At 70.6% G+C, this 18,515-nt stretch carries 15 protein-coding genes; 3 read left to right on the plus strand and 12 right to left on the minus strand.

Annotation, left to right across the window (positions count from 1 at the left end; genetic code table 11):
* Position 1: 1 nt before the first annotated feature.
* The 8 genes from mraY to EDF19_RS14740 form a co-directional block, all read right to left on the minus strand.
* Complete coding sequence (mraY, locus tag EDF19_RS14705; RefSeq protein ID WP_123681615.1) at positions 2–1,105, minus strand: phospho-N-acetylmuramoyl-pentapeptide-transferase; 1,104 nt, start codon at positions 1,103–1,105, stop codon at positions 2–4.
* A complete protein-coding gene (gene murF / locus EDF19_RS14710; RefSeq protein ID WP_123681616.1) occupies positions 1,102–2,670 on the minus strand; it encodes a UDP-N-acetylmuramoyl-tripeptide--D-alanyl-D-alanine ligase in 1,569 nt (522 codons plus the stop codon). The genes mraY and murF overlap by 4 nt, the downstream gene beginning before the upstream one ends.
* On the minus strand, positions 2,667–4,313 hold the full coding sequence (locus tag EDF19_RS14715; protein ID WP_123681739.1) for a Mur ligase family protein: 1,647 nt from the start codon (positions 4,311–4,313) through the stop codon (positions 2,667–2,669). The genes murF and EDF19_RS14715 overlap by 4 nt, the downstream gene beginning before the upstream one ends.
* Before the next feature lie 14 nt (positions 4,314–4,327).
* Complete coding sequence (locus EDF19_RS14720; RefSeq protein ID WP_260217215.1) at positions 4,328–6,097, minus strand: penicillin-binding protein 2; 1,770 nt, start codon at positions 6,095–6,097, stop codon at positions 4,328–4,330.
* A gap of 49 nt (positions 6,098–6,146) precedes the next feature.
* On the minus strand, positions 6,147–6,914 hold the full coding sequence (locus tag EDF19_RS14725) for a hypothetical protein (protein WP_123681617.1): 768 nt from the start codon (positions 6,912–6,914) through the stop codon (positions 6,147–6,149).
* 1 nt (position 6,915) lies between these two features.
* Positions 6,916–7,881, minus strand: a complete 966-nt coding sequence (rsmH, locus tag EDF19_RS14730; protein WP_123681741.1) for a 16S rRNA (cytosine(1402)-N(4))-methyltransferase RsmH — start codon at positions 7,879–7,881, stop codon at positions 6,916–6,918.
* Positions 7,882–7,987: 106 nt separating this feature from the next.
* Positions 7,988–8,419 (minus strand): division/cell wall cluster transcriptional repressor MraZ, encoded by a 432-nt coding sequence (mraZ, locus tag EDF19_RS14735; RefSeq protein ID WP_017886616.1) that lies wholly within the window; start codon positions 8,417–8,419, stop codon positions 7,988–7,990.
* 795 nt (positions 8,420–9,214) lie between these two features.
* On the minus strand, positions 9,215–9,619 hold the full coding sequence (locus EDF19_RS14740; RefSeq protein ID WP_123681618.1) for a DUF3040 domain-containing protein: 405 nt from the start codon (positions 9,617–9,619) through the stop codon (positions 9,215–9,217).
* 142 nt (positions 9,620–9,761) lie between these two features.
* On the opposite strand from EDF19_RS14740, the gene EDF19_RS14745 reads away from it, so the two are divergent.
* Positions 9,762–10,880 (plus strand): polyprenyl synthetase family protein, encoded by a 1,119-nt coding sequence (locus EDF19_RS14745; RefSeq protein ID WP_123681619.1) that lies wholly within the window; start codon positions 9,762–9,764, stop codon positions 10,878–10,880.
* 72 nt (positions 10,881–10,952) lie between these two features.
* Here the strand turns inward: EDF19_RS14745 and EDF19_RS14750 are convergent, their stop codons facing one another.
* Positions 10,953–11,309: an Rv2175c family DNA-binding protein gene (locus EDF19_RS14750; RefSeq protein ID WP_123681620.1), complete on the minus strand. Its 357-nt coding sequence runs from the start codon at positions 11,307–11,309 to the stop codon at positions 10,953–10,955.
* Between the two features lie 170 nt (positions 11,310–11,479).
* On the opposite strand from EDF19_RS14750, the gene EDF19_RS14755 reads away from it, so the two are divergent.
* Both EDF19_RS14755 and pknB read left to right on the plus strand, forming a co-directional pair.
* Entirely contained in the window at positions 11,480–12,802 is a 1,323-nt protein-coding gene (locus EDF19_RS14755; RefSeq protein WP_185022876.1) for a LysM peptidoglycan-binding domain-containing protein, read from the plus strand.
* 91 nt (positions 12,803–12,893) lie between these two features.
* A complete protein-coding gene (gene pknB / locus EDF19_RS14760; RefSeq protein WP_123681622.1) occupies positions 12,894–14,975 on the plus strand; it encodes a Stk1 family PASTA domain-containing Ser/Thr kinase in 2,082 nt (693 codons plus the stop codon).
* A gap of 264 nt (positions 14,976–15,239) precedes the next feature.
* Here pknB and EDF19_RS14765 read toward each other — a convergent pair whose 3' ends face one another.
* The 3 genes from EDF19_RS14765 to EDF19_RS14775 form a co-directional block, all read right to left on the minus strand.
* Complete coding sequence (locus tag EDF19_RS14765; protein WP_123681742.1) at positions 15,240–16,625, minus strand: class II 3-deoxy-7-phosphoheptulonate synthase; 1,386 nt, start codon at positions 16,623–16,625, stop codon at positions 15,240–15,242.
* Between the two features lie 93 nt (positions 16,626–16,718).
* Positions 16,719–17,444, minus strand: a complete 726-nt coding sequence (locus EDF19_RS14770) for a 1-acyl-sn-glycerol-3-phosphate acyltransferase (RefSeq protein WP_123681623.1) — start codon at positions 17,442–17,444, stop codon at positions 16,719–16,721.
* A 48-nt stretch (positions 17,445–17,492) separates the two neighbouring features.
* On the minus strand, positions 17,493–18,446 hold the full coding sequence (locus tag EDF19_RS14775; protein ID WP_123681743.1) for an ROK family glucokinase: 954 nt from the start codon (positions 18,444–18,446) through the stop codon (positions 17,493–17,495).
* Positions 18,447–18,515 lie beyond the last annotated feature (69 nt).

The raw sequence follows: 18,515 nt of genomic DNA on the forward strand, positions 1-18,515 counted from the left end.
GTCAACCAACGCGTGCGATCCATTCGAGGTAGAAGAGGCCGACCCCCGCCGCGACGAAGAGTCCGGCGATGATCCAGAAGCGGACGACGACCGTCACCTCAGCCCACCCCTTCAGTTCGAAGTGGTGGTGCAGGGGGCTCATGCGGAAGATGCGCTTGCCGTGGGTGATCTTGAAGTACGCCCGCTGCAGGATGACCGAGCCGGTGACGATGAAGAACAGGCCGCCGATGAGGACGAGCAGGAGCTCGGTACGGCTGAGGATCGCGAGACCCGCCAGCGCGCCGCCGAGGCCGAGCGAACCGGTGTCGCCGAGGAAGATCTGCGCCGGCGAGGTGTTGTACCAGAGGAAGCCGATCAGGCCACCGCAGACCGCCGCCGCGACCACGGCGAGGTCGAGCGGGTTCGTCACGGTGTAGCAGGCGTGCTCCGTGCTCGCGTCGAGCCGGGCACCGCCGCAGATCTGGTTCGACTGCCAGAAGCCGATGATGACGTACGAGCCGATCGCCAGGATGCTCGACCCGGTCGCGAGACCGTCGAGCCCGTCCGCGACGTTGACGCCGTTCGACGTCGACACCGTCAGGAGCACGATCCACGCGAGGAACAGCACCGTGCCGATGACCGTGCCGAGCGCCATGAAGTCGAGCCACGGGATGTCGCGGATCGCGGAGATCATCGTCGACGCCGGCGGCTTGCCGTTCGACGTCGGCACGACCAGGGCGATCGTGGCGAAGATCACACCGACGATGACCTGACCGAGGATCTTCGCCCACCCGCCGAGGCCGAGGCTCCGCTGGCGCCGGACCTTGAGGAAGTCGTCGATGAACCCGACGAAGCCGAGGCCGACCATCAGGAACAGCACGAGCAGGCCCGACAGCGTGATCGAGTCGCGCCCGACCAGGTGCCCGACGAAGTAGCCGAGCACCGCGCCGATGATGAGGACGATGCCGCCCATCGTCGCCGTGCCGCGCTTGGTGTGGTGCGACTGGGGACCGTCGTCACGGATGAACTGGCCCCACCCGAGACGGTGGAAGAGCTTGATGAAGAACGGGGTGAGCAGCAACGTGAACACCAGCGACGTAGCGCCGGCGATGAGGAGCGCGATCATTCGGTGACACCTCCGAGGCGGTCGCCGAGGAATCGCAGTTCGGCCGACTTCGAGGACTTGACCAGGACGACGTCGCCGGGGCGGAGCATCTCCTGCACGGCACGGACGGCGTCGTCGACGTCCTCGATGAACACGGACTCGCCGTCCCACGATCCCTCGAGGGTGGCGGCCTGGTGGATCGGCATCGCGCCGCGGCCGACGACCACGAGCTGCCCGATGCCGAGACGGACGACGAGCCGGCCGATGCGGTCGTGCTCCTCCGTCGAGAACTCGCCGAGCTCGGCCATCTCGCCGAGCACGGCGACGGTCCGCTCCCCCGGGCGCACGATCTGCGCCAGGGTCCGCAGCGCGGCCGCGGTGGAGTCGGGCGACGCGTTGTAGGCGTCGTTGATCACGGTGACGCCCTCGGGGCCGCCGGGGAGCAGCTCCATGCGCCAGCGCTCGGCGCGCGTCATCGACGCGAGCGCCGCGGCGCCGTCGGCGAGCGGGACGCCCCAGCGGTGGGCGACCGTCAGGGCGGCGGCCGCGTTCATGGCGTGGTGCTCACCCAGGATCGCGAGCTGCACGTCGACGTGATCCGTGCCTCTCCCCGCCGGCACGGCCGTCTCGCCGCTGGCGCGTCGATCCGGAACCGGCGGCGTGGGCCCAGGCTGGGTCACGTCCGTCGGACGCTCGCCTTCCTGGCGGACGGGAGGCGCGGTGAGGGTGAAGCGGGTGCCGTTGCGGTCCGTCTCGATGCCGGTGATGCGGTAGTCGGCCTCGGCCGACGTGCCGAACCCGACGACCTGCGCAGCCGTCAGCGCACGCATCGACGCGACGCGGTCGTCGTCGACGTTGAGCAGGGCGGTCGCGGTGGCCGGCAGGTCGGCGACCATCTCCGACTTCGCGCGCTGCGTCGCCTCGATGCCGCCGAACTCACCGGCGTGCGCGAGGCCCACCTTGAGGACGACACCGACGTCCGGCTCGGCGATGCGGACGAGCGAGGCGATGTGGCCGATGCCGCTCGCACCCATCTCGACGACGAGGTACCGCGTGTCGTGGGTGATCCGGAGCATCGAGATCGGTGCGCCGACGTGGTTGTTGAACGACCCCTGGGGCGCGACGGTCTCGCCGTGCTGCTCGAGGATCGTGCGGAGCATGTTCTTCGTGCTCGTCTTGCCGTTCGAGCCGGTGATGCCGACGACCTGCAGGCCGGCCGGGCGTCCGGCGGCGTCGACACGGTCGGCGCTCGACATCCGGACACGGGTGACGACCTCGTGCGCGAGCGCGGCGAGGGCCGCGTAGCCGTCCGCCACCACGATCTGCGGCGCGGTGGTGTCCACGCGCTCCTGGGTGATCACGAGCGCGGCACCGGCGTCGACCGCCGCGGCCACGAAGCGTCGTCCGTCGGTGACCTCACCGGGCAGCGCGAAGAACACGCTGCCGGGGGTGACCAGGCGCGAGTCGGTCTCGACCGAGCCCTCGACCACGAGGTCGCCCGGCTCGGCCACGTCCGTCGCCTGGGCGCCGCCGATCAGCTCGCCGCCGATCGCGGTGGCGATCTCGGCGAGGGTCATGGCGATCATCGGAGGTCCTCGGCCGGACCGGAGTTCGGCTCCCAACCGGCTTCGCGGAGCGCCGCACGGGCCTCGTCGCGTGCCGAGTACGGGGTGCGGACGCCCGCGATGTCGCGGTAGTCCTGGTGGCCGGGGCCGGCCCAGAGGATCGAGTCCCCCTCGCCGAGCAGGCTCACGGCCTTGCGGATGGCAGCCTCGGGCGGGCTGACCTCGTAGAGCTCGTGGTCCGGGTAGGCCGCACGAGCGGCCTCGACGAGGGTCGTCCGGATCGACGCGGCGTCCTCGAAGCGGGGGTGGTGGTCGGTCACGACGAGGATGTCGGAGCCGGCGGCCGCCACGCGGGCCATGTCGCCGCGCTTGGTCTTGTCGCGGTCGCCGTCCGCGCCGAAGAGCATGAGGACCTTGCCCGACGTGAACTGCCGGACGGCGGCGAGGGTGTTCTCGAAGGCGTCGGCACTGTGGCCGAAGTCGACGTACACGCTGGGCCCGCGGTCCCCGGAGACCCGCTCGGTGCGGCCCGGCAGGTAGCACTCGATGGCGGAGACGGAGGAGCCTTGTCCGTCGCGGTCGCTCGTGTCGTCCTCGTCGGGGTAGCGACGGTGGTTGCTCCCGAGCGCGTGCGCGATGGCGCCGAGCTCGAAGCCGCCCTCGACCAGCATGACGATCGCCAGCGCGGCGTTCGCGGCCATGTGCCACCCGATCAGGGGCACACGGGTGGTGAGCTCGCGACCCTCGGGCCCCGTCAGACGGAACTCGGTGTAGGCCGCGTGCGCCTCGACGATGTCGACGTGCCACTCGGCCTCGACGTCGGGGTGCACGGTGATCGTGGTGACCGGGATGCGGGAGTCCTGCACCACGCGGTGGCCCCAGTCGGTGTCCAGCGAGACGACGCCGCGACGGGCGTGCTCGGGCTGGAACAGCGGGAGCTTCGCCTGGTAGTACTCCTCCATGTCGGCGTAGTCGTCGAGGTGGTCGTGCGACAGGTTCGTGAAGGCCGCGACGTCGAAGACGATGCCGTCGACACGGTGCCGGCTGAGGGCCTGCGCGCTCACCTCGACGGCGACCGCGCGGACCTCGCTCTCGCGCATCCGGGCGAGGAGCGCGTGCATCTCGCTGGCCTCGGGCGTGGTGAGACGGCTGGTGACGCTAAGCGTGCCGATGTGGCGCTCGGCGGTCGAGCTGAGGCCGGTGACGAGCCCGAGCTGCTTGAGGATCCCCTCGAGGATGTACGACGTGCTCGTCTTGCCGTTCGTGCCGGTGACGGCGAACAGCTGCGGCAGGTCCGTCGCCTCGTCCGGGTGGGTGCGGTAGACCCACGCGGAGACGTCACCGAGCGCTGCGCGGGGGTCGTCGACGACGAGCACCGGCAGGCCGGACGGCTCGACGAGCGCGACACCGTCGGCGTCGGTCAGCACGGCCACGGCGCCGCGCTCGGCGGCTTCGGTCGCGAACTGCGCGCCGTGCCGGTTCGCACCGTGCACGCCGACGAACAGGTCACCCGGCTGCACCTCGGCGGCGCTCAGGGTGACACCGGTCGTCTCGACGGCGTCGACCGAGCCGACGACACGCAGACCGAACGCGTTCGCGAGTTCGGCGACGGGCCTCGGCGTCGGGTGTTCCGGTCGGAGGACCGGGGGGATCCGTGCGGACAAGTGCTCCTTCTTCCTCACCACGTGGACGGGTAGGTCTTCGCCTGCGTCGTGGAGGGGGCGACACGGTACTTCTCGAGCACCTGGGACATGAGTGTGCGGAACGCCGGAGCCGCTCCGCTCGACCACTTGTTGGTCTGCGGCTTCGTGAACGTCACCGTGACAACATACTGGGGGTCTTCTGCGGGTGCCATTCCGGCCACCGAGGTGATGCGCTGCGAGCCGTAGCCCTTCGAGCCCTCGGCCACCTCGGCGGTACCCGTCTTCGCGGCGATGTTGTAGCCCGAGATCGGCTTCATGCCCACGAGCGTGCCACCGGTGACGACGCTCTGCAGCATGTCGGTCACCTGCGTCGCGGCGCTCTCGGACACGACGCGCTCCTTCTGCACGTCGGGCGCGTCGATCGTCGTGCCGTCGGCCGTCTCGCAGCCCTTCACGAAGTGCAGCGGGATCCGGACCCCGCCGTTCGCGATCGTCTGGAACACGCTCGCGACCTGGACCGCGGTCGTCGAGATGCCCTGACCGAACATCGAGTTGATGTTGGTCTGCTGGTCCCAGTTCGGGCTCGAGCCGTAGTCCATCGACGGCTGCCCCGGGTAGTCGATCGCCGACTCCGGCTCGAACAGCCCGAACTTCTGCATGTAGTCGTACCGCTGCTGCGCGGTGAGGCGCGACCCGAGCTCGGTGATGCCGACGTTCGACGAGTCGCGGAGGATCCCGGTCAGTGTCAGGTTCTCGGTGTCGTGGAACTCCGAGTCGTGGATCGTGCCGCCCCAGGGGAACGTGCGCGAGTACGGCACGACGGCCTGGTCGGTGGGGCTCGACTTGCCCTGGTCGATCAGGGCGGCGGCGATGGCGGCCTTGATCGTCGAGCCGGGCTCGTACGAGTCGGTCAGCGCGCGGGACCCGAAGGCGCCCTTGTCGGTCGTCGCGTCGACGTCGTTCGGGTCGACCGTCGGGTAGTCCGCGACGGCCAGCAGCTCACCGGTCTTCACGCTCGTGACCGTGGCGGTGGCGGACACCGCCTGCAGGTCCTTCGCGGCCGAGGCGATCGTCTGCTCCGCCATGTACTGCAGGTCGCTGTCGATCGTCGTCTCGAGCGTGCCGCCGTCCTTGGCCAGCTTCTTCGTCACGGTGCTGCCGGGCAGCTGGACGCCGTCCTCACCGCGCTCGTAGGTCTCCGAACCGTTCGTCCCGGCGAGGCACTTGTTGTACGCGTACTCGAGTCCGGCCTGGGCTCCGTCGGTCCCCATGAACCCGGTGATGTTGCCGGTCGTGGCACCCGTCGGGTACACCCGTGAGGCCTGCTGCTCCTTGTAGATCCACGGGATGCCGAGGTCGGTGACGGCCTCGTAGTGCTTCACGTCGAGGCCCTTGACCAGGTACGCGAAGTCGGACTTCGGGTTCGCCGCGATGTTCTTCTGCATGGTGGCGACGTCCCCGCCGGAGGCCTTCGCCAGCGCCTTCAGGGCGGTGTCGACGGTGACCTCCTTGACGCGGGTGCCGCCGAGCTTGCCCTCGAACTTCTTCACCAGGCGGGGCGAGGTCGTGATGTTGTACCGCGTGACGCTGTCGGCGAGCTCGGTGCCGTTGCGGTCGACGATGGAGCCGCGGGTGCCGTAGATCGTCACCGGGATGCTGCGCTTCTCGGCGGACTGCTTGTTCAGCTCGGCCGCCTGGACGACCTGGATGTCGACCAGTCGCACCACGAACACGCCCACCAGGGCGATCACGGCGAGCATCACGATGCTGTAGCGCAGGCGTCGGTTGCGGATCGTCTTCGTCACGCGGTGCGGTCCTTCCCGGGTGGAGCTGAGGGTGGTGCAGACCCGCAGGTCACCGGGTGGAGGGCGCCTGGAGCTGGTTCGCGTCGGACTCTACGGACGACTTCGACGAAGCCCCGTCCGACGCGCTGGCGCCGCCGGTCTTCTCAGACGCCGTGCCCGTCTTCTCAGTCGAAGTGGTCGTGCCGGTGGTGCCGGTGCCGGTGCCCGTGCTGGTGCCGCCGGTGCCGCCGGTGCCGCCGGTGCCGGTGCCGGTGCTGCTCGTGCTGCCCGTGCTCGACCCCGTCTCCTTGCTCGCCGAGGTGTCACCCTGCTTCGCCGCGAGGGGCACGTCGTCCAGCAGCGAGTTCGGCACCTGGTTCGAGGTCGCTGCCGTGGCCTGGTCGGCGACCGCCGGAGTCGGCGTGCCGTAGACACGACCGGTCTTCGGGTCGAGGTAGACCGGCGTCGAGTTCGCGATCATGCCGAGTGCCTGCGCGTTGCGGGCGAGGTTCTGCGGCGAGTCGAGCACCCGGAGCTCCTCGGACAGCGACTGCTGCGTGCGGGAGAGGTTCGTCTGCTCGGTGCTGAGGGAGTTCAGCGTGTACGCCCCCTGGCTCAGGACCATGCTGATGCCGAGCTGTGCCAGGAGCAGGATGCCGAGCGCCACGACGGCGGTGACCGCGTACCCGATGCGGGGACGAGCGCGGCGCTGGGCCTTGGTCGGGGTGACCTCGACGAGTTCCGGCCGGTGCGCCCGGTCGGGGCGGTCGGTCCGCTCGGGACGCGCGGTCCGCGACGGGATGACGGCGGGGTCGACGAGTGCGAGGTTCGTGCTCATGTCACTTCCGGATCCGCTCGGCCGCGCGGAGTCGCACGGGTGTTGCTCGGGGGTTGGCGGCGCGTTCGGCCTCGTCGGCCAGTTCGGCGCCCTTGACGATCAGGGAGAAGGTGGGGGCGTGCTCGGGCAGCTCGACCGGCAGGCCGGCGGGGGCGCTCGACTTCGTGCGCTCCACCAGGGCCCGCTTGACGATGCGGTCCTCGAGCGACTGGTAGGACTCGACGACGATCCGGCCACCGACCGCGATGGCGTCGAGCGCCGCCGGGATCGCCCGCTCGAGGACGCTCAGTTCGGCGTTGACCTCGATGCGCAGCGCCTGGAACACGCGCTTGGCCGGGTGGCCCTGGCGCTGGATCGCCACCGGGGTGGCGTCGTGCAGCACCTGGACGAGGTCGCCGGACATCTCGAACGGCTTGCTTGCCCGCCGGTCGACGATCGCGCGGGCGTAGCGGCCGGCGAGCTTCTCCTCGCCGTAGCGCTGGAAGATCCGGCGGAGTTCGCCCTCGTCGTACGTGGCGAGCACGTCGGCGGCGGTCTGCCCCTCGGTCCGGTCCATCCGCATGTCGAGCGGAGCGTCCTGGCTGTACGCGAATCCGCGCTCGGCCCGGTCGAGCTGCAGCGAGCTCACCCCGAGGTCGAACAGCACGCCGTCCACCTTGGCGAACCCTTCGCCTTCGATCGCGTCGACGATGCCGTCGTAGACGGTGTGCACCAGGCGGACGCGGTCACCGAAGCGGGCGAGCCGCTCCCCCGCGATGCCGAGCGCGTCGGTGTCGCGGTCGAGCCCGATCAGCGTCAGCTCCGGGAACCGTTCGAGCAGCCCCTCGGAGTGACCGCCCATGCCGAGCGTCGCATCGACGACGACCTTGCCCGGTCCCTCGAGCGTCGGCGTGAACAGGTCGACGATGCGTTCGAGCATCACCGGCGTGTGCGGGAAGCGTGGCGTCTCGTTGTCGTTCTCGGCCATGTGCAGCCCCTCGTCCTCCGGGCCGCGGGTCCGGATCCCCATCCATGCGACCTGACATCGGGGAAGTGATGTCAGGGCTTCACGGCTGGGAGTCCCGATCCACGGATCAGAAGATCCCCGGGATCACCTCCTCGTCGTTGTCGGCGAACGCCTCTTCGGCCTCGGCGTAGTAGGCCTCCCACGCGGGGGTCGACCAGATCTCGGCACGGTCACCGCTGCCGATGACCGTGAGGTCCCGCTCGAGCCCCGCGTACTCACGGAGGTTCTGCGGGATCGTCACGCGGTTCTGCTTGTCGGGCTGTTCGGCGCTGGCCCCCGAGAGGAACAGACGCATGTAGTCCCTGGTGCGCTTCGACGTCATCGGAGCGGTCCGGATGCGTTCGTGGAGTTCCTCGAACGTCCGGGCACTGAAGACCACGACGCAGCGTTCCTGGCCGCGGGTCATCACGAGTCCCCCGGACAGTTCGTCCCGGAACTTGGCGGGGAGGATCACGCGACCCTTCTCGTCGAGCTTCGGGGCATGAGTACCGAGCAGCACGTCGGGCCTCCCCTCCGCTCCACCGGACCGTTGCGAGCCCCACTTTACTCCACTCCCCTCCCCCTGCCCAGGATTCCGCTCCCTTTTCCGCCCACGACACCCCTTTTGGGGTCGCTCGGGGCCGGTTCCGCGCGCCGACGCGTCGCCCGATGCCCGTCAGGACGGGGATGTGGAGCGGAGTGGAGTGCGTGGAGGAAAGTGGAGGACTTCCACAGCCGGTGGAGCGCGGCGGGGCGCGGCGCGCGGCTTCACCCCGGCCGGGAGGCGCGACCCACCCCCGCCCCGCACGACCCGCACGCGCGCGGCCGGCTCCATCACGCCCGGCCGCCGGCCCCCGAGTGGTCACGACATGCCGCCAGCGCACCGCCGAGGTCGCACGAACTGTCGCCCGAGCGAGCTGCGGGCGACACTTCGTGACCCCTCGGCGATCAGCGGGCGGGGTGTCGTGACCCCTCGCGCCGCCACCACCCCGCCAACGCCACGCCGCCGGGAGGCACCACGCACCTCCGCCCGGCACCACCCACCCACGCGCGGCCGGCTCCACCGCGCCCGGCCGCCGGTCCCCGAGTGGTCACGACAAGCCGCTCGCGCGCCGCCGAGGTCGCACGAACTGTCACCCAAGAGGACCGCGGGCGACACTTCGTGACCCCTCGGCGGTCAGCGGACGGGGTGTCATGACCCCTCGCGCCGCCGCCACCCGCGCCGGCTCCCCGCGCGCCACCCACACCTACCCACCCCCGGGAACACGAAACGGGGCCGGCCCGAAGGCCGACCCCGTGGAGGAGTGTGGAGCGTCTAGCTCTGGTCGTTCCGTTTGTCCCAGCGGTCGTTCATGCGATCCATGAACGAGCCCCCGCCGTTGCTGCCGGCGCTGCCGGTGGGTCGAGCAGCACCGCCGGACGCGGGACCGCCGCTCCGAGGCGCCTTCGCCTTCGGGGCGCGCATGCCGGGTCGCAGCGCGAAGAGGACACCGGCGAGCATGACGACGAAGCCGAGGATGCCCAGCAGCGGCGCCTTGATGACGAGTCCGATGATGACGATTGCGACCCCGGCGAGTGCGCCGAGCACCCCGAGCGTGATGGACGTGTACGTCGGACGGCCCTGTCGACGTGTGACACGTGCCACGAAATCGGAATCGTTCTGGTAGAGGCTGCGCTCCATCTCTTCGAGAAGGCGCTGCTCCTGTTCCGAGAGCGGCATCTGGGTTCCCTCTGTTCCTGGGATCGACGCTTGGTTGGGATGACTCTGGTGTTCGGGTGAAGCTGGTGTTCCGGACGAGGTGGGGAACACCTTGCCGAGTGGACCGATTCTATGCCTCAGTCACTCCACTAGGGTAGGGATCGTGGCTGAGAGTACGCGATTAGTGGACCTCGTATCGGCGCGTATCGACCGGGCACTCGACGAGCAGCGTGAACGGCTCCTCGCGATCAGCCCCGACCTCGCGCCGTTCGACCAGTACGCCCGAGACCTGCTGTCCGGCGGCAAGCGTTTCCGGGCGCTGTTCTGCTACTGGGGATGGCAGTCGGTGGCGGGCCGCTCCGGGTCGTTCGACCCGCTGGCCGAGGGGTCCCGGCAGACCACCGCCGAGGCGATCGTCACGGTCGCCGCCGCGCTCGAGGTCTTCCACGCCGCAGCCCTCGTCCACGACGACATCATGGACCGCTCGGACACCCGTCGCGGGCGTCCGGCAGCACACCGCCGGTTCGAGTCCCTGCACGAGGAGTCCGGCTTCGTCGGCGACCGCGGGCAGTACGGCACGAACTCCGCGCTGCTCCTCGGCGACCTGCTCCTGTCCCTCAGCGACGCCGTGTTCGACGAGGGCCTCGCGCTCCTCGACCCGGTGCGCGGCCGGATCGTCCGCCAGGAGTTCCACGCGATGCGCCTCGACGTCACGGCGGGGCAGTACCTCGACGTGCACGAAGAGACCGCCTGGCCGGTGATCGACGAGTCCGAGCACCTGCTCCGTGCCCAGCGCGTCATCGTCTTCAAGTCCGCGAAGTACTCGATCGAGGCACCCCTCGTCATCGGTGCGCTCGTGGCCGGCGCGAGCGACTCGCAGCTCGAGGGGCTCCGCGCGTTCGGACTCCCCCTCGGCGTCGCCTACCAGCTCCGCGACGACATGCTCGGCGTGTTCGGCGACCCCGAGGTCACCGGGAAGCCCGCCGGCGACGACCTCCGCGAGGGCAAGCGCACCGTCCTCATCGCCTCGGCCCGCAAGGCGCTGCCGTCCGGTCCGCGCCAGCTCCTCGACGAGCTGCTCGGCGACCCCGACCTCGACGAGGAGCAGGTGCAGATGCTCCGCGCGACCCTCACCGAGTCCGGTGCGGTGGCCGCGGTGGAGCGGTCGATCGACCGGCACGTGCAGCGTGCGAAGGCGGCGCTCGAGGCGTCGCCACTGACGCCGTCGGCGCGCGACCAGCTCGCGTCGTTGGCCGACACGGTCAGCCGGCGGACGTCCTAGAACCAGCCCGTCACGGATTGGAGGCGCGGTACCAGCTGGCACCGCGCCTCCAGTCCGATCCGGGGTCGGCTGCTAGAGCAGCGACTGGGCCACGCGACGCACCTCGGCCTTGCGACCGGCGCGCAGCGCCGCGATCGGCGAGACGCCCATCGAGTCGTCGACCGTGAGCATCCAGCGCACGGCCTCGTCGTCGGTGAAGCCGTTGTCGCTGAGGACGGTGAGGGTGCCACGGAGCTCGGGCAGGGGCTCGCGGTCCTCGAGGAACTCGCTGGGGACCCGGAGGACACCGCCGACGCGGGCGGCCAGCAGGGTCTTCTCCTCGAACAGGCGGTGGATCCGACCCGGGCTGGTGCTGAACAGGTCCACCAGTTCGGGGACGGTCAGCCAGCGCTCGGAGAGGGTCAGGTCGTCGACGGGTGCAGCACTCACACGCCCATGGTGCCAGAGGTGGGGTCGGAGTGAATACGCCCCGTTCGTCACATTCGTCCCATCCGTCACATCCGGCTCTCTGGTTGACTTGGGAATCACGCCATGCCAGCGTTGTGCCACCTGTGAGTGCGCGCACGATGCACGGCTCACACGAGATCAGGGAGAAACCCGTGGACAACGTTGCAGACGAAGACGCCCGGCGCGCTCGATCCGCCCGGTTCGCGACCGTACCCATCGTCCTCGCCGGGACGATCGCGGTGACCGCCGGCCTGACCGGCCCGATCGCGCACGCCGAACCACGGCACGACGACCAGGACTCGAACGCCAAGCGGCACGTCGACCAGGACCGCAACGTCGGGAACCGACCGGTGTTCGGCACCGCCGTCGCACGCCCCGCCCAGACCACCGTCACGACGGTCGCGGCGACGAAGTCCCCTGCGACCGCAGCACCCACGACCTACACCGTCCGGCAGGGCGACACGGTCTCCGGCATCGCCGCCCGGTACGGCCTGTCCGCGCAGGAGGTCCTGGTCCGGAACGGGCTCGGCTGGAACACGATCATCCACCCCGGGCAGACGCTGCACCTCGCCTCGACCCCCGCGGTGACGACGGCCTCGGTGCGGACCGCGACGACCTCCGGGTCGGGCTCGACCTCCGGCTCGGGTTCGAGCACGTCCAGCTACCACGTCAAGTCCGGCGACACGGTGTCCGGCATCGCGTCACGGGTGGGCGTGTCGACGACGGCGCTCCTCAGCGCGAACAAGCTGTCGCCGCGCTCCGTGATCTACCCCGGGCAGACGCTCCGGGTGCCGCACGGCTCGACGGGCAGCGCATCGGTGTCCACGGCGTCGTCGGGGTCGTCGACGTCGTCGACGTCGTCGTCGTCGGTCAAAATCTCGGCCGGTGACACCATCGGCTCCATCGCGGCGTCGCACCACGTGTCCGTCGCATCGCTCCTGTCGGCGAACGGGCTCAGCTACACGAGCACGATCTACGCCGGGAAGACGCTCGTGATCCCGGGCGCTGCCGTCTCGACGGGGTCGGGTTCGGGTGCCGCCTCGTCCGGTGCCGCGGTGAGCTCCGCCGTCGGGCTGAGCGCGGAGCAGCGCGGGAACGCCGCGACGATCGTCTCCGTCGGCCGTTCCCTCGGTGTGTCCGACCGCGGCATCGTCGTCGCCCTCGCGGCCGCGATGCAGGAGTCGAGCCTCCGGAACCTGCCGCACGGCGACCGCGACTCGATCGGCCTGTTCCAGCAGCGCCCGAGCCAGGGTTGGGGAACGGCGACGCAGCTGCAGGACCCCGTGTACGCCACGAAGGCCTTCTTCGGCGGCCGGGCCAACCCGAACCCCGGCAAGACCCGCGGGCTGCTCGACGTCAACGGCTGGTCGTCGATGAGCATCACCGACGCCGCACAGGCCGTCCAGTTGTCCGCCTACCCGAAGGCCTACGCACACTGGGCGTCCGCCGCCGAGAGCTGGCTGGCGACGCTCTGACCCGCCCAGACGTCATCCCCGAGATCGAGATTCGGTCACGACCGGTGCGCCGGTGCGGGCTCTCCCGGTCCGGATTCGTAGAATACGGCCGATGAGCACCAACGCCGCCACGGATCCGATGATCGGTCGCATGATCGATCAGCGGTACCGCGTCCGCTCGCGCATCGCGCGGGGCGGCATGGCGACCGTGTACCTCGCCACCGACGTGCGCCTCGAGCGACGCGTCGCGATCAAGATCATGCACGGGCACCTGGCCGACGACCAGGCCTTCCGGGAGCGCTTCATCCAAGAGGCCCGCTCGGCCGCCCGCCTGTCGCACCCCAACCTCGTCGGCGTCTACGACCAGGGCGCCGAGGACGACACCGCGTACATCGTCATGGAGTACATCCCCGGCATCACGCTGCGGGACCTGCTGCAGGAGCACCACGCCCTGACGCCCGAGCAGGCGACGGACATCCTCCGTGCGGTCCTCGCCGGGCTGGCCTCCGCGCACCGCGCCGGCATCGTGCACCGCGACCTGAAGCCCGAGAACGTCCTGCTCGCCGACGACGGGCGCATCAAGCTCGGTGACTTCGGGCTGGCGCGGGCCACCACCGCGAACACCGCGACCGGGGCCGCTCTGCTCGGCACGATCGCCTACCTGTCGCCCGAACTCGTCACACGCGGCGCCGCCGACTCCCGCAGCGACATCTACGCGCTCGGCATCATGCTCTACGAGATGCTCACCGGCGAGCAGCCGTACAAGGGCGAGCAGCCGATGCAGATCGCCTACCAGCACGCGAACGACTCCGTGCCGGCGCCGAGCGCCGCCGTCGCCGGGGTCCCGCCGGAACTCGACGAACTCGTCGCCTGGTCGACGGCCCGCGACCCCGAGGACCGCCCCCGCGACGCCCGCGAGATGCTCGACCACATGGCCGGCAACCAGCAGCGCGCCACCGGCCAGTACCGCACGGCGGTGCTCCGCCCCGAGAACGCGACCGCGATCCTGCCGTCCGGCGGTGGAGCCGGCAGCGCAGCCGGGGCTCCCGGTGCAAACACGCTCGCGGCCGGGGCTGCGGCGGCAGCTCCGTCGTCGCCGGACTCCGCCGACGCCACCGCGATCATCCAGAGCCCGGACCGCGGGCGTCCGGTGAACCGCGGGCGGAACGCGCCTCCCGGTCCCCGTCGGACCGGCTCGCAACCCGGCGTGCTCTCCCCCGCGGGCCAGCGCCTCGCCGACCAGTCCGCGAAGCGTCGCAAGCGCGGCTGGATCCTGCTGTCCGTCGTCGTCGTGCTCGCCCTGATCGGCGCCGGCTTCGGCTGGTACTTCGGCCCCGGGCCGGGTGGCAACGTGCGGATCCCGGAAGTCACGGGCAAGTCGGTCTCGCAGGCCCGGCAACTGCTCGAAGCCCAGGGCCTGCACGCGGCGTCGAAGACCGGAACCCGGTTCGACGCCGTCGTCGCGAAGGGACAGGTGTCCACGACGAAGCCCGCCGCCCAACGTGAGGTCCAGAGGGGCAGCGCGGTGCAGCTCGTCGTGTCGAGCGGTCCGCGGATGATCGCGCTCCCGGCGATCGTCGGACAGCCGATCTCGACCGTGACGGCCGCGCTCGACGACGACTTCGAGCTGCAGGACAACCGCTACGAGTTCTCGGCGGACGCCGCGAAGGACACCGTCATCGCGGCGACCGGACGGGCATCCGGCGGCAAGGCACTCGACCTGACGTCGGTGAAGGCCTACGGCGAGACCGGCCCGGTCACGCTCACGGTGTCGCTCGGACCGGTGCCGGACGTGGTGGGGAAGACCGTCGACGAGGCCTCGGCAGCGCTCGACGACGTCGGGCTCATCCTCGGCGCGCGGACGGAGGAGTACGACGAGTCCGTCCCCTCGGGGCAGATCGTCTCCGCCGCCGTGCAGGACTCCCCGGCCGTCCGTGGGAGCGCGGTGGACGTCGTCGTGTCGAAGGGCCCGACGCCGATCACGGTGCCGGAGGACGGCGTCGTCGGCGAGACGATCAACGACGCCACCGCGACGCTCGAGGGCCTCGGGCTCAAGGTCTCCGTGCCGGACTGCACGAACATCCTCTGCGGCTTCTACGACTGGAAGTCCAAGTTGCCGGTGACCGGCACCGACCCGGGCGCCGGAGCCACGGTGTACCGCGGCGACACGGTGACGCTCTCCTACGACCAGTAGGCGCCGCCGCGGCCGCGCCCGCGCCCGACTTTCGGGCTCAGCGACAGTTCGCGCGCACCCCGGCGCGTGGACTGTCGCTCACCCCGCGAAGTCGGCGCGGGCCCGGAACGCACCACGACGACGGCCGGGAGGCACGGTGCCAGCTGGCACCGCGCCTCCCGGCCGACGTTGCGCTGCCGACTTCCGGGCTGAGCGACAGTTCTCGGGGCCGCAGCCGCGAGAACTGTCGCCCGGCGCGAAGAGTCGGCGCGAGGGCGCGGCGCGCTACGCGCGCACGTGCGGGTGCGCGCTGAGCTCCTCGGCCACGAGGAACGCGAGCTCGAGCGACTGCATGTGGTTCAAGCGCGGGTCGCAGAGGGACTCGTAGCGGGTCGCGAGGGTGGCCTCGTCGATGTGCTCCGAGCCGCCCAAGCACTCCGTGACGTCGTCACCGGTGAGCTCCACGTGCATGCCGCCCGGGTACGTGCCGACCTCGCGGTGCGCCTCGAAGAAGCCGAGGACCTCGTCCACGACGTCGTCGAACCGACGGGTCTTGTACCCGGTGGGCGTGGTGAGGCCGTTGCCGTGCATCGGGTCGGTGACCCACAGCGGGTTGGCGTCCATGCCCTTGATCGCCTCGAGCAGCTTGGGCAGCTCGTCGCGGATCTTGCCGGCGCCCATGCGGGTGATGAACGTCAGGCGGCCGGGCTCACGGTTCGGGTCGAGCTTGTCGACCAGGGCCTTCATGTCGTCCACCGACGTGGTCGGGCCGAGCTTCACACCGATCGGGTTCCGCACCCGCGACAGGAAGTCCACGTGGGCGCCGTCGAGGTCGCGCGTGCGCTCACCGATCCAGATGAAGTGCCCGGACGTGTCGTACGCCAGACCGGAGCGGGAGTCGATGCGGGTCATCGGGCGCTCGTAGTCCATGAGCAGCCCCTCGTGCGAGGCGTAGAACTCGACGTGCTTGAGCGCCTCGAAGTCGGCACCGCAGGCGTCCATGAAGCGGATCGCGCGGTCGATCTCCTTCGCGAGGTGCTCGTAGCGGGCGTTCGCCGGGTTCGACGCGAAGCCCTTGTTCCACGAGTGCACCTGCCGCAGGTCGGCGAAGCCACCCTGGGTGAAGGCACGGACGAGGTTCAGCGTCGACGCGGCCGTGTGGTAGCCCTGCACCAGACGGCGCGGGTCGGCCTGACGGCTCTCCGGCGTGAAGTCGTAGCCGTTCACGATGTCACCGCGGTAGGCGGGCAACGTGACGTCACCACGGGTCTCGAAGTCGCTCGAGCGCGGCTTGGCGAACTGCCCGGCCATGCGGCCCATCTTGATGACGGGCATCGACGCGCCGTACGTCAGCACGACGGCCATCTGCAGGATCGTCTTGACGCGGTCGCGGATGGAGTCGGCGGTGGCGCCGGCGAAGGTCTCGGCGCAGTCACCGCCCTGCAGCAGGAACGCCTTGCCCTGGGCCGCCGCGGCGAGCCGCTCACGGAGCTTGTCGACCTCGCCCGCGAAGACGAGCGGCGGCAGCGTGGCGATCTCCGCCGATGCAGCCTCGGCCGCAGCGGCGTCCGGCCACGTGGGCTGCTGCTTGATGGGGAGCGTCCGCCAATAGTCGAGGCCCTCGATGACGTCCGGATCCTGCAGGGCGACGAAGTCGGTCGACTCGAACAAGGGCGTTACCTCGGTGTTCTGTGCGGGCGGCCCGGCGGCGTGTGTCCACGCGACGACACGGGCGTCCCGGCGGAGTGCCGGGACCATCAGAGCCTAACGTGCGGGCGTCGTCTTCCGTTCCCGCATGACGGCCTCGCGCGCGGTGCTCGCGCGTTCCTTGACACTCGTCGCGTAGACGTCGACGTACTCCTGGCGGCTCAGCCCGGCGAGCTCGTGCATGACCTCGTCCGTCACGCTGCGCAGGATGAAGCGGTCCGTCTCGAACCCCTGGAAGCGCGAGAAGTCGAGGGGCTTGCCGAACACGACGCCGACCCGCTTGATCTTCGGGAAGCGCTGGCCGATCTGCTGGACCTCGCGCGTGCCGACCATCGCGACCGGCACGACGAGCACGCGGCCCTCGAGGATCATCCGCGCGATGCCGGTGCGGCCGCGGTACAGCTTGCCGTCGGGGCTGCGGGTGCCCTCGGGGTAGATGCCGAGCTGCTCACCGCGGGCCAGGACCTGCAGGCCGGTGCGGAGCGACGCCTCGGACGCCTTGCCGCCGGAGCGGTCGATCGGCAGCTGGCCGATGGCGTTGAAGAACGTCTTCGTCGCCCAGCCCTTCAGCCCCCGACCGGTGAAGTAGTCGCTCTTCGCCAGGAACGACAGCCGCCGGTCGAGCACCGCCGGCAGGATCACCGAGTCGATGAACGAGATGTGGTTGGACGCGAAGATCACCGGGCCCTTGGTGGGCACGTACTCGCGTCCGACCACCCACGGGCGGAACAGGGTGAGGATGAGCGGGCCGAGCAGGAAGTTCTTCAGCAGCCAGTAGGTCATCGACGACTCCAGGTGGTGGGGAGGCCCGGGTGGTGGGGACGCCTGACCCTACGCCGTCCGGGCGTGGATGCGGGCGAGGTCGGCCGCACCGACGACACCGGCGTCGTTGACGAGCTCGGCGATCACGAAGTCGGGCTCCGGGTGGTAGCCGCGCGCCGGCAGGTTGTTGAGGTACGCCTGCTTGATCGGGTCGAGCAGCCGGTCCCCCGCGCTGGCGACGCCACCGCCGAACACGAAGAGCTGGGGGTCGAGCACCGCCGAGAGCGAGGCGCAGGCCTCGCCGAGGTGCCGGCCGAGGCGTCGGAGCGCCGCGAGGGCACCCGGGTCGTCGGCGAGGATGAGGTCGCCGACGATCTTGCCGTCGAGCTCACCGCCGTTCGCATCGCGCGCGTCGGCCAGGGCGGAACCGATGCCGCCGGCGTCGGCGACGTCGTTCGCCATCCGCTGCAGGGCGCGGCCCGAGCCGTACTGCTCGATGCAGCCGCGGGCGCCGCAGCCGCACGGCAGGCCGTTCGGGACGATGCGCAGGTGGCCGATCTCGCCGCCGGTGCCGAAGCCGCCGCGGAACAGGCGGTCCTCGGTCACGATGGCCCCGCCGACACCGGTGCCGATCGTGAGCATCGTCATGTCGGAGACCAGGCGACCGGCGCCGAAGCGGAACTCGGCCCAGCCGGCGGCGTTGGCGTCGTTGTCGACCGTGATGTGCAGGTCGCCGAGGCGCTGCTGCAGCTTCTGACGGAGGGGCTCGTTCCGCCACCGGATGTTCGGCGTGTAGTAGACGATCGACTGCGAGGCGTCGATGAACCCAGGAGCTGCGACGCCGACGGCGCCGACCTGGTGTTGCGAACTGAGTCGCTCGACCATCGAGACGACGTCGTCGAGCATGGCGTTCGGGTCCGCAGCGTTCGTGGCCACGCGGTCCTCGGCGACGATCTCGCCCAGTTCCGTCACGACCGCTCCCGCGATCTTGGTGCCCCCGATGTCGATTCCGATGGCGTGCACGAGCAACGAGCCTACCGGTTCGCCGCGAAGTCACGGAACGCCCGGTGACGAGTCCTATGCTGGCGGTGT

The organism is Curtobacterium sp. PhB115 (genome assembly GCF_003752025.1).
Taxonomy (GTDB): domain Bacteria; phylum Actinomycetota; class Actinomycetes; order Actinomycetales; family Microbacteriaceae; genus Curtobacterium.

What these genes read in the sequence shown, in the direction of transcription:
- mraY (WP_123681615.1), bottom strand. Translation starts at nt 1,105, where the DNA reads ATGATCGCGCTCCTCATCGCCGGCGCTACGTCGCTGGTGTTCACGTTG.
- murF (WP_123681616.1), bottom strand. Translation starts at nt 2,670, where the DNA reads ATGATCGCCATGACCCTCGCCGAGATCGCCACCGCGATCGGCGGCGAG.
- EDF19_RS14725 (WP_123681617.1), bottom strand. Translation starts at nt 6,914, where the DNA reads ATGAGCACGAACCTCGCACTCGTCGACCCCGCCGTCATCCCGTCGCGG.
- rsmH (WP_123681741.1), bottom strand. Translation starts at nt 7,881, where the DNA reads ATGGCCGAGAACGACAACGAGACGCCACGCTTCCCGCACACGCCGGTG.
- EDF19_RS14740 (WP_123681618.1), bottom strand. Translation starts at nt 9,619, where the DNA reads ATGCCGCTCTCGGAACAGGAGCAGCGCCTTCTCGAAGAGATGGAGCGC.
- pknB (WP_123681622.1), top strand. Translation starts at nt 12,894, where the DNA reads ATGAGCACCAACGCCGCCACGGATCCGATGATCGGTCGCATGATCGAT.
- EDF19_RS14770 (WP_123681623.1), bottom strand. Translation starts at nt 17,444, where the DNA reads ATGACCTACTGGCTGCTGAAGAACTTCCTGCTCGGCCCGCTCATCCTC.